Genomic DNA, 14882 nt, shown 5'->3' with positions numbered 1-14882 from the left:
AGTCTTCCCTTGTTATTGTGTAGCCAGAATGCCGCAAAACTTCCATGCCTAAGCGAACTGTTGAGAGTACGTTTCGATTTCTGACTGTGTTAGCCTGGAAGTGCTTGTCCCAACCTTGTTTCTGAGCATGAACGCCCGCAAGCCAACATGTTAGTTGAAGCATCAGGGCGATTAGCAGCATGATATCAAAACGCTCTGAGCTGCTCGTTCGGCTATGGCGTAGGCCTAGTCCGTAGGCAGGACTTTTCAAGTCTCGGAAGGTTTCTTCAATCTGCATTCGCTTCGAATAGATATTAACAAGTTGTTTGGGTGTTCGAATTTCAACAGGTAAGTTAGTTGCTAGAACCCATGGCTCCTTTGCCGACGCTGAGTAGATTTTAGGTGACGGGTGGTGACAATGAGTCCGTGTCGAGCGCTGATTTTTTCGGCCTTTAGAGCGAGATTTATACAATAGAATTTGGCATGAGATTGGATTGCTTTTAGTCAGCCTCTTATAGCCTAAAGTCTTTGAGTGACTAGATGACATATCATGTAAGTTGCTGATAGGTTTCCAGTTTTCCGCTCCTAGGTCTGCATATTGTACTTTTCCTCTTACTCGACTTAACCAGTACCAACCCAGCTTCTCAACGGATTTATACCATGGCACTTTAAAGCCAGCATCACTGACAATGAGCGGTGTGGTGTTACTCGGTAGAATGCTCGCAAGGTCGGCTAGAAATTGGTCATGAGCTTTCTTTGAACATTGCTCTGAAAGCGGGAACGCTTTCTCATAAAGAGTAACAGAACGACCGTGTAGTGCGACTGAAGCTCGCAATACCATAAGTCGTTTTTGCTCACGAATATCAGACCAGTCAACAAGTACAATGGGCATCGTATTGCCCGAACAGATAAAGCTAGCATGCCAACGGTATACAGCGAGTCGCTCTTTGTGGAGGTGACGATTACCTAACAATCGGTCGATTCGTTTGATGTTATGTTTTGTTCTCGCTTTGGTTGGCAGGTTACGGCCAAGTTCGGTAAGAGTGAGAGTTTTACAGTCAAGTAATGCGTGGCAAGCCAACGTTAAGCTGTTGAGTCGTTTTAAGTGTAATTCGGGGCAGAATTGGTAAAGAGAGTCGTGTAAAATATCGAGTTCGCACATTTTGTTGTCTGATTATTGATTTTTGGCGAAACCATTTGATCATATGACAAGATGTGTATCTACCTTAACTTAATGATTTTGATAAAAATCATTAGGGGATTCATCAGTGCTTAGCATCGACGAAAACGCCTTTTTAACCCTTCGTTATATATGATAGAATCCTATCAATCATTCTCATCTTACTAGTGACAATTATGCTTAAAAAAATTCTATGGCCAATATTAATTGGTGCTGTTTTAGCGGTAGTGTTACTCATTATTTTTCCTTCTTTAAGAAATGGAACGCAATCTGATTTTTCAAGATCTATTTTTAATGATGAACCTATGAGTTATTCAAATGCAGTAAAGATAGCCGCACCTGCCGTGGTAAATATTTATAGTCGCTCAATTAATTCTGTACCTAAACAATCACAAGATAGTCCAATAACACCGTTGGGTTCTGGTGTTATTATGAGTGAGCTTGGTTATATCGTTACCAATTATCATGTTGTTGATGGAGCAGAACAAATTATTGTTGCTTTGCAAGATGGGCGGATTTTTGCTGCATTACCTGTTGGGTCCGATAAATTAGTTGATATTGCTGTATTAAAAATAGAAGCATCTAATCTTCCAAGAATACCGATTAATTCTTCCCGCGATCCGAAAATTGGTGATGTCGTCTTAGCCATTGGCAACCCTTATAACATCGGGCAAACTATTACTCAAGGTATCATTAGTGCTACTGGTCGTGATGGACTCAGTCCATATCGTCGACAAAATTTTATCCAAACTGATGCTTCCATCAATCATGGTAATTCTGGAGGTGCTTTAGTTAACACTAAAGGTGAATTGATGGGTATTAACACTCTGACATTTGCCAAAAATCTAGGTAATGATGTGCCGGAAGGTATTGGTTTTGCCATTCCAACTGCATTAGCTGTTAAAATAATGAATAAATTAATTCAAGATGGCAAAGTGATTCGAGGCTATATTGGCATTGATGGTTTAGAATTTGCACCAACACAAAATACAAGTGATCTGCCGAAAGTGTTAGGTATTTTAGTCACTAATGCTGAAGGGCCTTCTTTGCAGGCTGGTGTACAAGCTAATGATATTTTAATAATGGTTGATAATAAGCCAGTAAAATCGATTGTTGAAACCATGGATCAAATTGCTGAGTTGAAACCGGGAACAATCGTCCCCATAATTGTCTTACGCAATGGTGAAAAGATTCAGTTGCAAATCACTATTGGTCAATTGCCGGTTTAGATTGGCCTTTTATTACTTGATTATCTTTGATATAGGACGTATAATTCGCACCCTTATCATGTTATTTAACACTCGTATGGTGTATAGATTTTGCGATTAAGCCATTTATATAGCGATACGAACAAACTTTAGAGGTTTATTATGAAAGAAGGTATCCATCCAGAATACACTGCAATTACAGCAACTTGTTCTTGTGGTAACAAAATTGAAACTCATTCAACTGTTGGTCATGATATTCATCTTGACGTATGTGGTGAATGTCACCCGTTCTATACAGGTAAACAACGTGATGTAGCAACTGGCGGACGTGTTGATAAATTTAAACAACGTTTTGCAATGGTTGGTGGTAAAAAATAGTTTTACTAATTTTTACGTTGTAAAAAAGGCGCTTTAGGCGCCTTTTTTGTATCTATGATTCAATCATTCATCAATTAAATCAGGATCTATACCTAAAGCTCGCATCATTTTCTGCGCTTGTAACGGAATGCCATCTTCATGATCTTTCTGTAAATCTTCATCACAAGGCAATGGTTGACCAGTATAAGCGTGTAGAAAAGCTTCACATAAAAGTTCACTATTCGTTGCATGACGTAAATTATTGACTTGTCGTCTAGTTCGCTCATCAGTTAATATTTTTAATACTTTTAACGGAATTGAGACTGTAATTTTTTTTACTTGTTCGCTTTTTTTACCATGCTCAGCATAAGGGCTAATATAATCGCCGTTCCATTCCATCATTTATTCACCAAATCAATTACATCACAAATAATGTGGATAATTTTAGCGTTTTTTTTGCTTAGCTGCAATCTATACACCAAGATAGTTAGACGTCTAGACATGTTGACGTCTTTTTTTATTGTGTTATTCTTATACAACTAAAATCTAAAAATAAATAAAATGGTTTGTAGGAAGGTTATTATGGCTCATAAATCTAAAAATCTTAGCCAAGATACTATTGCTGTTCGTGGTGGATTAAATACAGATGACCAATTTGGTAGCGTAGTTCCTGTTATTACGCCTTCAACGTGTTATCGCTATCAATCATTTGCAACACCAAGGAAATTTGATTATGGTCGCAAATCTAATCCAAGTAGACGATTAGTTGAGGAAACGGTAGCAGAGTTAGAAGCCGGTGCCGATGCCATTTTAACTAATTGCGGTATGTCAGCAATACATCTAGTCAGTGTAGCCTTACTTGGCCCAAATGATACCGTTGTTGCTCCTCATGATTGTTATGGCGGTAGTTATCGATTATTTAATAGTTTGAGTCAAAAAGGTTATTTTAAAACCAAATTTGTAGACCAATCCGATCCTATCGCTTTAAAAGAAGCGCTGAATTTAAAACCTAAATTAGTATTGATTGAATCGCCAAGTAATCCATTATTAAGAGTGGTTGATATTGCTGATATTGCACGTCAGGCGCATGAGGTTGGAGCGTTAGTTCTGGTTGATAATACCTTTATGACACCAATTTTACAAAAACCACTGGAATTAGGGGCTGATATTGTTAGTCACTCTTGTACTAAATTTCTAAATGGCCACTCAGATCTATTAGCCGGAATAGTAGTATTTAAAGATCAACAATTAGCTACAGATGTATTGTGGTGGGCAAATAATATCGGAACATCAACTTCATCATTTGATAGTTATTTATTATTGCGTGGTTTAAGAACCCTCACTGCAAGAGTTAGATTACAACAAGAAAATGCAGAAAAAGTCGTTGAATTTTTAGTTAATCATCCTAAAATTGCTAAAGTTTTTCATCCTTCGTTACCAACAAATTTAGGTCATGACATTGCCAAAAAACAACAAAAAGGCTTTGGTTCACTGTTGAGTTTTGAATTAGCTTGTGCTGCCGATGATATGCCTAAATTCCTAGATGCGCTGAATATTTTTACCTTAGCGCAATCACTTGGTGGCGTAGAAAGTTTAATATGTCATCCAGCTACAATGACCCATTCAGGAATTAGTGCTGAAGCACGTAAAACAGCGGGTATATCCGATCAATTATTACGTATTTCTGTGGGTCTCGAGGATATCGATGATCTGATTGGTGATTTAGAGCAAGCGTTAGCAAATATTTAACCGTCATCAATTTATCAATAGAGTTGGAAAATAGTTTATTTTTCGACTCTATTAATATAGATAGCTATATATTTAAGCTCGTTTAATTATTTCGATAATCATTGACTTTATTGGCAATGGCACTGAGGATTTCTTTAATGGAATGCCTTTTACTACGACCACAAATTTTAGCATTATCATGGCAAACTAAACATTGTCGAGAATGATGCTCGAATTTAGACCGAGAAATACTTTTTTGTGTAATAGGGTCAATGACATCAATATCCCATAATCGTCCTAAAAAATGCCTCTCCTCAATTTTTATACACAGTTGTTTAAGCATATCAACGTTATAATCAATTGATAATAATGCTTCATCACCAGTTATGCTTTCATAAAATTTTTCATGGATAATAGAAATATTATGTTGGTTTAACATCTGATGGATAGCTTGTACAGCTTCATTAAATAAGAATACAGTGCCACTACTTTTCTTGATTGGTCCAGGTATTACTAAACTTAATGATATTAGCGGATAAGGGTATTGCTCAAAAACTTGTTGCTGATTGTTTACACGGTTTTCTTTGGCTATTAACATTTGCTCAAGCGTTATGTTAATACCATCGTCGAATCTTAATGTTGGATTATTCATAATGATGTTGAGTAATAGCATAACTAAGAATTTTGTTATGCTATTACTATTACAAAGTTAATTAGTCTTTGACTTGACGAACAACATCAATAATTGAGCCATCACGGAAGTGAACAATCCCAACAATTTTATCGTTAAATTCAATTGGTTTTGGTTCACCTGTTAATGCAATAGCACGTTGATAAAGTTCTTCAATAGTCATTACGGGTAAATTAGCCGCTTTTAATCGTTCTGCGATTTCAGGACGAGCAGGATTTACCGCTATACCATGGTCAGTGACTAACACATCTACACTTTCTCCTGGTGTGACAATTGTCGTTACTTTTCTTATTACCGTTGGAATTCGGCTACGAATTAGTGGCGCAACGATAATAGTTAGATTTGCTCCAGCGGCTGTATCACAGTGACCACCGGATGCACCACGCATAACACCATCAGATCCTGTTAGTACATTAACATTGAAATCTAAATCTACTTCGAGTGCGCTAAGAATGACAATATCTAATTCATCAACACTTGCTCCTTTTGAGGCTGGATTAGCGTAAACGTTGGTTGAAACTTCAATATGATCTTTATTCTTACCTAAAGATTGTCCTGCAGCTCCATCAAAACTTTGTGTATCAAGTAAACGTTTTACTAAGCCTTTTTCATGAAGATCGACGATACTGGCTGTGATACCACCTAGAGCAAATGATGCTGTGATATTTTTCGCTCGCATCCGATTTTCTAGAAAGCGTGTCGCTGCAGTTGATGATGCGCCAGAACCAGTCTGAATTGAGAATCCATCTTTAAAATAACCTGAATTTTCGATAACATCAGCGGCATAGCGTGCAATCATTAATTCTCTAGGGTTACTGGTAATACGTGCTGCACCAACGCTAATTTTAGTTGGATCACCAACTTCGTCAACTTTAACAATATAGTCAACTTGATCTTGGCGGATACTTGCTGGATGGTTAGGATAACCAACAATATCTTCAGTAAGTAAAACCACTTTCTTAGCAAATTGAGCATCAACCATAGCATAACCAAGGGCGCCACATTGTGATTTACCTGATACGCCATTAGCATTACCTTGTTCGTCAGCAGTTGATACAGCTAAGAATGCGATATCAATATTAATTTCTCCGCTTTGGATTAATTTGACTCGACCACCGTGAGAATGGATATGTACCGGATTTTCCATCAGGCCGTGTGAAATCGCATCAGCTAATTTTCCTCGTAATCCTGAGGTATAGATTTTAGTAATTACACCAGACTCAATGTGAGGAATCAATGCTGCGTTACAGCTTAATAATGAGCTTGAAGCTAATGTAAGGTTCTTAATACCTAATTTACTAATGGTTTCAACAACTTTGTTGATAACTTTATCGCCTTCACGAAATGCGTGGTGAAAAGAGATAGTCATTCCATCACGAAGTTCACACTTTTCTATTGCTTGCTCAATTGACTCACACAATTTACGGGTATATTTAGACTCATCTTTTAGATAAGGTGTGGTTGCATTAGCATCAATAAATGGTGTGATATTTTTAAGATCAGGATGCTGTTTTAATAAATCAGCAATTTTTTGGTTTATAGAAGTTGTCATGTTTCAATCCTATCAAATTTCTTTACGTACACCGGAGTATTTAGCTAGTTCAATGATTTTTTGCGCACGAGCAATAATTGGTGCATCAATCATTTTGCCATTTAAAGAAACAACTCCAAGCCCTTTTCTTTCACCTTCTTCAGCGGCTTCAACGACTTTTTTAGCATTTTCTACTTCACTAGCAGTAGGTGCATAAGCATTATGTAATAGCTCAATTTGTCGTGGATTAATCAATGATTTACCGTTGTATCCTAATTTTTTAATTAGGCTGACTTCTTTTAAAAAGCCTTCATCATCATTAACATTTGAATAAACAACATCAAAAGCATCAATACCGGCTACACGAGCAGCATGTAAAACAGCACAGCGTGCATAAAATAGTTCAGTACCATCCCCGCGTTCTGTTTGCATATCTACTAGATAATCAAATGCTGCAAGAGCGATACCAATTAAACGTGGCGATGATTTGGCAATGGATACTGCATTAACTACTGCTTGAGCTGATTCAATAGCAGCCATTAATTTAGTGCTACCCACTTCTCGGCCACACTCTTTTTCAATTCGTTCAACATGCGCTTCAAGTTCATGAATATCTTCAGCACTATTGGTCATTGGTAAGCGAACAACATCAACACCAGCTCGCACAACGGCTTCTAAGTCTTTAAGACCAAATGGTGTATTTAATGCATTAATTCTAACTACAGTTTCAATGCCATGTTCTTTATAAACAGGTAATTTTAATGTTTGCGCGACGAGTAGACGTGCTGAATCTTTTTCTTTGATAGACACAGCATCTTCAAGATCAAACATAATTGAGTCTGGTTTATAGACAAAAGATGTAGATAACATTGCTGCATTTGCACCTGGAAGAAACAGCATACTGCGACGTAATTTTTTCATAGTAATTTACTCCAATCTAATTCAGTTTCTTCTGCACCGCGTAATACAGCACATTGTACCCGTGCTTTTATTGCACAATCTAAAGCACCTTTATCGTCAATAATGATTAAACCATCAGTTAAGTTAAGTTCATTTAATGTGTTATTAACCACAGCGCGAATTTGATCGCCAAATTGTTTATTTACATCACTATTAATAACAATTTCGATGCCAGTATTTGGCACGACTTTAACTAACAAATCGCTGGATTCGAGAGTTCCTGCCATGGCTTCTTTTTGTATTTTCATGTTTTTACCTTTTGAAAAGAATTAAATATTTAATTTATCCAAATTAGCTGAAATATAATTCCAAGTTGTTGAAGGAACTAATTTCTTAACCTGTTCATAATTTTTTAATGCCAGTGAATTTCGCACTAATGATGCTGATATAATGTTTGATTCCTCGAGTTTTCGAGCAACCTCAATGACAGTAATCTTGGATGACAAACTAACTTTGTCATCTTCTAACCAATATTTCATTGCTTGGTTATAAGCATTAGTTACTTCACTATGTGGCTCAGTACCAACAAAACGGTGAGTTATATTTAATGCTGGAGCAATGTAGTTACGGAAGATTAACAGATCGATTCCCATATAAGCATAGTCAATTTTGCTTTTATCTTTTAAAAAATAAGTAGGGAAGGTTGCTTTAGAAATAATGTATGTCGAACTGGCATGAACCGTAACATTTTTAATATCTTTTGTGCCATCTTTTACTAACTGTAAACGTACCTGAAACGGAAACATTGATACATCTTCATTAACCACAAATACATGTACCCAATCACATTGATTGGCTGCAAATTCAATAAGATATTGATGACCTTTAGTAAAAGGATTGGCATTCATCACTATACTGCCAATTTTGTTACCAGCCTTTTGGTATTGCGATAATTGTTTACAATATTGTTTAATCCCAACCGGTGTGTTTTCCATCAATACGACTAAATCAGAAATTTCAACAATAGGATAAAAACCGCATGCTTTAAAAAAAGCGGTATTTTCAGGTTTAGTATATAAAAATAGATGAAAATAGCCGTTGTCATTGGCATATTTCATCGTATAGTCGATTAAAGTTAGATTTAGTTGGTTGCCGCGATAATCAGGATCAATGGCTACACACTTAATAATATTGTGATCAAGACCGGCACAAGCGATACAATTATTATTCAGTTTTGCAACAATGAAAGTTGTGACTTGTGGATCTAAATCGAGGTCAGATTGCAATAGTAATTGCTTAATTGCTTGATAATCTTGTTCAGATTTAGATATATCAACAACACTGTAATCAACTAAATCGTACATATAACTACCTTTTTTCTTCAACGATAAAGTTAGTTAGACGACCAATATTGGTAATTTCAACTTCAATGGTATCACCATCGTGCATAAATATTGGTGGATTTCGTTTTTTTCCAACCCCGCCTGGTGATCCAGTAAGAATAACGTCACCCGGTGATAATTTAGTAAATGTACTAATATACGAGATTAAATCAGGTACAGTATGTACTAAATTCTTGATGCTATCATGTTGCATCTCTTTTCCATTCAGATAAGTTGTTATTGATAGCGCTTTAGGATCGGGTATTTCATCTGTAGTTGTTAAACATGGTCCAAAAGCCCCGGTATTTGGCCAATTTTTACCAGCTGTGTACCAAGTATATTGCCAGTCACGAATCGAACCATCCATATAACAGCTATAGCCTGCGATATAAGATAAGGCTTCTTCTGATTTTATGCGGAAGGCCTCTTTACCAATAATAATGGCTAATTCGCCTTCATAATCCAGTTCATCGCTGATAGTTGGTTTAATGATATTTGTCTTATGTCCTGTTTGAGAATCAGGAAAACGAACAAATAAAGTTGGGGCAGAACTAGTTTCATTAAATTCTGCTCGTTTTTCCGCATAATTCATTCCTACACACAAAATTTTGTTTGGATTTGGAATTACCGGTAAATAAGTTATTGCTTGTTCATCGATATCACTAGGTGAGTCTAAAAAGTTTTTTGCGTTAGCTAATCCATCTTTATCAGAAAGAAGGGATTTTAGATCTTGATATTTATCGCCTAGTTTTTGGCCTAAATCTACGATGCCATGATCAGTATATAAACCAAAACTTGGTCGACCAGAAACAAGGTAACTGACAAGCTTCATGAATACTCCTTAAAAGCTGTTTATTGAAACTACATAAGAAAATAGAACAACCCTAGTAATAACTAAGGTTGCTCTTGAAAAAAACTATACTAAAAAATTGCCTAGAATGAGTAAGGATACTGATACGTTAATTGCACCACCAATACGAGTAGCAATTTGGGCAAATGGCATCAACTCCATACGTTCTGCTGCTGTCAGGATTGCAACGTCACCAGTTCCACCTTGACCACTTTGACAGCAAGAGATAACTGCCGCATCAACTGGATACATACCTAGTTTTTTAGCAACAAAGAAACCAGTTGTGACTAAACTCACTACTGTACAAACAATAACTATTAGGTTGATAACGGTGAAAGCTGCAACGATTTTATCCCACGGTGTGATTGCCACGCCCACAGCGAATAAAATAGGATAGGTTACAGATGTTTGGAAGAACTTGTAAACTACTTGCGAACCACTTAGTACTTTTGGTGAAACACCTGATACTAGTTTAACAAATACTGCGGCAAATAGCATCCCTACAGGTGCTGGAATACCGGTTACTTTGTGGCCAATCATACCGACCATATAAAGGATAGCGGCTAACAATACACCAGATGCAAAAGTTGTCACATCAATAACCGACTCTGTTTTAGCCGTTTTGTTGATAATTTGGTCATCTTCTGATGCTGGTAACAAGCGACCATTACCAGTTAAATGAGGATAAGCTTTACCAATACGGTTAAGGATACCACCACAAATAATACCGGTTAAACCACCTAACATAACAATTGGTAATACTCGACCTAGTGCTTCACCTTGTTCCATACCTAAAATAGATGCATATCCGATTGATAATGGAATTGCGCCTTCACCAACACCACCAGCCATGATCGGTAATACTAAGAAGAAGAATGTTTCAAATGGTGATAAGCCTAATAAATAACCCACACCAACACCAACTAGCATACCAACAATTTCACCACATACCATTGGTCCGAAGATTTTTAAGAAACCTTGAATAAGCGTTTTCTTATCCATGTTCATAATACTACCAACGATGATACAGCAGATATAAAGATATAAAATGTGAGTATCTTTATAGAATTTGGTTGTTGCTTGTACCACAGGAGTAGGCAGAATGCCATAATAGACTAGAGCTGATGGAATAAAGGTTGCACAAATTGCTGCTGCCCCCATTTTTCCAACAATTGGTAAACGTTTACCTATTTCACCACAAAGAAAACCAAAGAAAGCACATGTGACTACCATAACAACTATTTCACTTGGTAATTTACCTGTTACTAATACTTCAGCAAAGATAAGAATACCCGCGATAATAAATAATGGTAAAGGAATTACACCGATTTTATAATCATCCATAAGTTTCCACCATCCGTATGGCCAAAACTTTTTCGTTTGATCTTCGTGTTTTATCTCATGTTTTTCATTGTTGTTGTGCGTTTTTTCAACTGAATTGAAATCCACCATATTTTTTTTATCTCCAAAATAAATTTGCTTTGTTTTAATGGCGCATATGGTGACAAAATATTAATATCAATTTTGTGATATAAATCATAAATTAAGTGTGGTTTTTATGGTTTTAAAGGCTCTAAGTTTTTTTATGCTGTGTTACACTCCTCAGCAGATACAGCAATTATTTATTAAGTATAAAAATGCGAAAACGAATACATCTGTCATTTACGACAAAATTATTTTTATCTCTTTTAATCTTTTCATTGGTGGTTTTAGCATTGCTGCAAAGCTACATATGGAATGTGACAGAAAATGCCTTATATCGTAGTTTAGGCGAAAAAGCTCAAATTCAGGCGAAAGAGTTAGCTGTGATTCCTAGCTTAATAAAATATGTAGAAGATAAAGATACTGAACAAATCGCTAAACTTGTTTCAGATATTTTTGAACAAAGTGATGCGAGTTATATTGTTATAGGTGATGCTAAAGCTTATCGGTTATTTCATACGGCTAATAATTCAATATATTTACCCATGGTTGGTGATGACAATCAGGAGGTGTTAAGTGGTATTAGTAGCACCACAATAAGTCAAGGATCTTTAGGTTTAGCCCTAAGAGGTAAAGCGCCGATTATTAGCAATGGAAAAGTAATTGGTATTGTTTCGGTTGGTTATATGGTAGATGATATTTATGCGTCACATATAAAACAATTTATTCCATTCATTATTTTTTGTTCATTTTTATTCTTTGCTCTGTTTATATTTTCTTTATGCTTTGCTAGAGCTATCAAAAAACAGATGTTTAATTTAGAACCTCAAGCAATTGCACTATTGGTAAAGAGTCAGAAATCAATAATGGAATCAATATTTGAAGGTATTATTGCCATTGATCTTGATTATAAGATTATCAATATCAACCAATCAGCAAGGCGTATGTTAAATATTGATATCGATGATAATAGTCTGCTTAATCATGATTTATCTAATTTTATTAAATCAACGGATTTTCTTTATGGTAGTACCAATCAGACTAAAGATGTTCATGACCATATTTGCTATTTCAATAATATTATCGTTATTGCTAATCGTATTCGCGTAATTGTTGATGATGAAATTCAAGGATGGGTGATCACCTTCCGAAATTATGATGATATTAATTTATTAAGTATGCAATTAACTCAAGTTACGCAGTATGTGGATAATTTGCGCGCCTTAAGACATGAACACCTTAACTGGATGGCAACGTTATCAGGTTTAATTTATATGAAACGATATGAAGAAGCGGAATCATTTATTGCGCTACATTCTGCTGATAATCAACAAAATCTAGATTTCATTACCAGCCATTTTCAGGTTCCGGCTATTTGTGGTTTATTAATTGGTAAATATTCTAAGTCGCATGAAATTGGCTTAAAATTGTTTTTTGATCCCGCCTGCTATTTAGAAGCATTGCCTTCCAAGATAACTGAAGCCGAATTTATGTCGATATTAGGTAATTTATTGGACAATGCCTTTAATGCGTGTTTAAAAAACAATCAAGGTGATAAATCTATCCATCTATTTTTAAGTGATAGAACCGATGAAATTGTTTTAGAAGTCAGTGATCAGGGTTGTGGTATAGACGATAAAATCCGCAATTCAATTTTCCAACCGGGGGTAACCTCACAAAATTCGAACGAACATGGTATAGGTTTACATTTAGTTTCTACATATGTGAAAAAAGCTAACGGATATATCACATTTGAAGATAATGAACCTTATGGAACGATTTTTTCTGTTTTTATACCAAAGTAGTTAACAGAGGTGAATAAAGTATGTATGAAATAAAAGAAGATACAATTAAAGTTCTTATTGTTGAAGATGAGCCCATTTTAGCTGAATTAAATGCCGAATTTATTCAACGAGACACCAAAGTAGAAGTTATTGGAATCGCTGCAACTTTGGAAGAAGCGAAAGTGATGGTTGAAAAATTAAAACCAACATTAATTTTATTAGATAATTACCTACCTGATGGAAAAGGAATTGAATTATTTGAATATATTATTAATAATAATTTAGATTGTTATGTTATTTTTATTACTGCTGCGAGTGATATGGATACCTGTAGTAAAGCGATACGTTTTGGCGCTTTTGATTATTTAATCAAACCGGTATCTTATCAGCGCTTAAAACATTCACTTGAACGTTTTGAACTGTTTTTATATCGTCAAAGTTTGCAAAAACATGTGAATCAAAGACGTATTGATGAACTTTTTAATCTACAAACTAAAGACTTTGTTGATATTAATCGCCACTCCAAAGGTATTGAAGAAATTACCTTACAAAAAGTTAAAGATCTATTTATGCAAACAAATGAACCGCAAACAGTAGATCAAATTGTCGAAAAAGCCAATATTAGTAAAACCACCGCTAGACGATATTTAGAATATTGTGTGCAAACTAAATTATTAACGGTTGAGCTTAACCATGGCAAAATAGGTCGTCCTGAAAGGCTTTATAAAAGATTAGGAAAGTAATTTTTTTCGCAAAGTTGGTTATTAATCCTACGTTATATAATTTATGATTATATAAATATGCTTATTGATTATTTTATTGCCTAAATATTTGATGCTAGATTGAATTAATCCAATTGTTGGATGATTTAAATTGCAGTATCAAAGAATAGGAGTAAGCGTATGTCTATAGGAAAAGTAGTAACGACTGAAAATAATGAAATCAGTAAAGATGGTGCTTTTGTCCGTCAAACTAACCGATTTGACACTCCCTTTGGTAATGAACCTGGCTTGTTACCTGTTGAAGCAGGTCGTTATCGACTGATTTGGGCTGCAATTTGCCCTTGGGCTCATCGCCAAATGATAGCCATCAAGTTATTGGGTTTAGAGGATGTTATTAGTGTAGGTAAGGTTTCTCCTATAAGAACACCACATGGTTGGGAGTTTTCACTTGATCCCAATGGCGTTGATCCGGTGTTAGGGATTCGTTATTTACCGGAACTTTATGCTAAAACCGATCCAGAATATAATGGGCGAGCAACAGTTCCTACCGTAGTAGACGTAAAAACTGGCAAAGTTGTTAACAACGATTATTTTAGATTAACTAACTATTGGGAAACTGTTTTTAAGCCGTTTCATAAAGCTGGTGCACCAGATCTCTATCCAGAACATTTGCGTACTGAAATTGATAAATTGAATGATGTGATATTTCATGAAGTTAACAATGGCGTTTATAAAGCAGGCTTTGCTCGATCACAACCAGCTTATGAGCATGCTTACCATCTGGTTTTTAACCAGTTAGATAAATTAGAACAACGATTAAGCAAATCTCGTTATCTTTTTGGTGATAACATCACTGATTCAGATATCCGTTTATATGTCACTTTGGCTAGGTTTGATGTTGCTTATTACGCTGCATTCAACACTAATCGAAATCGAATTATCGATTATCCTAATTTGTGGGGTTATGCCCGAGATCTCTATCAAATTCCCGCTTTTGGCGATACGACTGATTTTGAGGCGATTAAAAAAGGTTATTTTTTGAGTAATAACGCCCATAATCCTTATGATATTTTGCCGTTAGGGCCTGATGTTAGTAATTGGAAAACGCCACATAATCGAGATAAACAATTTAGTTAATTAATTTTAAT

The 14882-nt window shown here is 35.6% G+C and carries 14 protein-coding genes and 1 pseudogene; 6 read left to right on the top strand and 9 right to left on the bottom strand.

Annotated features, from left to right (window positions below):
• Nucleotides 1–1141, bottom strand: a 1141-nt coding sequence (locus H3S74_RS11965; RefSeq protein WP_001443860.1) for an IS4-like element ISVsa5 family transposase, incomplete at its 3' end; no start/stop codon positions are given.
• A gap of 194 nt (nt 1142–1335) precedes the next feature.
• Here H3S74_RS11965 and degS point away from each other — a divergent pair.
• Nucleotides 1336–2388: an outer membrane-stress sensor serine endopeptidase DegS gene (degS, locus tag H3S74_RS11960; protein ID WP_198247962.1), complete on the top strand. Its 1053-nt coding sequence runs from the start codon at nt 1336–1338 to the stop codon at nt 2386–2388.
• 141 nt (nt 2389–2529) lie between these two features.
• On the top strand, nt 2530–2745 hold the full coding sequence (gene rpmE / locus H3S74_RS11955) for a 50S ribosomal protein L31 (protein ID WP_110448444.1): 216 nt from the start codon (nt 2530–2532) through the stop codon (nt 2743–2745).
• 63 nt (nt 2746–2808) lie between these two features.
• Here the strand turns inward: rpmE and metJ are convergent, their stop codons facing one another.
• A complete protein-coding gene (gene metJ / locus H3S74_RS11950; RefSeq protein WP_110448443.1) occupies nt 2809–3126 on the bottom strand; it encodes a met regulon transcriptional regulator MetJ in 318 nt (105 codons plus the stop codon).
• A 180-nt stretch (nt 3127–3306) separates the two neighbouring features.
• On the opposite strand from metJ, the gene metB reads away from it, so the two are divergent.
• On the top strand, nt 3307–4473 hold the full coding sequence (metB, locus tag H3S74_RS11945) for a cystathionine gamma-synthase (RefSeq protein ID WP_198247961.1): 1167 nt from the start codon (nt 3307–3309) through the stop codon (nt 4471–4473).
• A gap of 82 nt (nt 4474–4555) precedes the next feature.
• Here metB and citX read toward each other — a convergent pair whose 3' ends face one another.
• The 7 genes and pseudogenes from citX to H3S74_RS11910 all read right to left on the bottom strand — a co-directional run.
• On the bottom strand, nt 4556–5125 hold the full coding sequence (gene citX / locus H3S74_RS11940; RefSeq protein WP_198247960.1) for a citrate lyase holo-[acyl-carrier protein] synthase: 570 nt from the start codon (nt 5123–5125) through the stop codon (nt 4556–4558).
• Between the two features lie 40 nt (nt 5126–5165).
• Nucleotides 5166–6695, bottom strand: a complete 1530-nt coding sequence (citF, locus tag H3S74_RS11935) for a citrate lyase subunit alpha (protein ID WP_081298768.1) — start codon at nt 6693–6695, stop codon at nt 5166–5168.
• 12 nt (nt 6696–6707) lie between these two features.
• On the bottom strand, nt 6708–7595 hold the full coding sequence (gene citE, locus H3S74_RS11930) for a citrate (pro-3S)-lyase subunit beta (RefSeq protein WP_065577565.1): 888 nt from the start codon (nt 7593–7595) through the stop codon (nt 6708–6710).
• Nucleotides 7592–7882: a citrate lyase acyl carrier protein gene (gene citD / locus H3S74_RS11925; RefSeq protein WP_198201266.1), complete on the bottom strand. Its 291-nt coding sequence runs from the start codon at nt 7880–7882 to the stop codon at nt 7592–7594. The genes citE and citD overlap by 4 nt, the downstream gene beginning before the upstream one ends.
• A 21-nt stretch (nt 7883–7903) precedes the next feature.
• Nucleotides 7904–8938 carry a [citrate (pro-3S)-lyase] ligase gene (gene citC, locus H3S74_RS11920; RefSeq protein ID WP_198247959.1) on the bottom strand — a complete coding sequence of 345 codons (1035 nt, stop codon included), beginning with the start codon at nt 8936–8938 and terminating at the stop codon, nt 7904–7906.
• A 4-nt stretch (nt 8939–8942) separates the two neighbouring features.
• Nucleotides 8943–9788, bottom strand: a complete 846-nt coding sequence (locus H3S74_RS11915) for a fumarylacetoacetate hydrolase family protein (RefSeq protein WP_198247958.1) — start codon at nt 9786–9788, stop codon at nt 8943–8945.
• Between the two features lie 84 nt (nt 9789–9872).
• Nucleotides 9873–11162 (bottom strand): annotated as a pseudogene (locus H3S74_RS11910) (2-hydroxycarboxylate transporter family protein); the annotation flags it as partial.
• Between the two features lie 281 nt (nt 11163–11443).
• Between H3S74_RS11910 and H3S74_RS11905 the strand changes: the two are divergent.
• The 3 genes from H3S74_RS11905 to H3S74_RS11895 all read left to right on the top strand — a co-directional run bounded on the left by H3S74_RS11905 (nt 11444) and on the right by H3S74_RS11895 (nt 14871).
• Nucleotides 11444–13033 (top strand): sensor histidine kinase, encoded by a 1590-nt coding sequence (locus H3S74_RS11905; protein WP_110448437.1) that lies wholly within the window; start codon nt 11444–11446, stop codon nt 13031–13033.
• 20 nt (nt 13034–13053) lie between these two features.
• Nucleotides 13054–13755: a response regulator gene (locus tag H3S74_RS11900; RefSeq protein ID WP_173795327.1), complete on the top strand. Its 702-nt coding sequence runs from the start codon at nt 13054–13056 to the stop codon at nt 13753–13755.
• Nucleotides 13756–13914: 159 nt separating this feature from the next.
• Nucleotides 13915–14871 (top strand): glutathione S-transferase family protein, encoded by a 957-nt coding sequence (locus tag H3S74_RS11895; RefSeq protein ID WP_198247957.1) that lies wholly within the window; start codon nt 13915–13917, stop codon nt 14869–14871.
• Nucleotides 14872–14882: the final 11 nt, after the last annotated feature.

Origin of the sequence: Gilliamella sp. W8126 (assembly GCF_016102185.1) — a bacterium.
Taxonomy (GTDB): domain Bacteria; phylum Pseudomonadota; class Gammaproteobacteria; order Enterobacterales; family Orbaceae; genus Gilliamella; species Gilliamella apis_A.
This window is presented reverse-complemented; position numbering and strand designations above follow the sequence as displayed.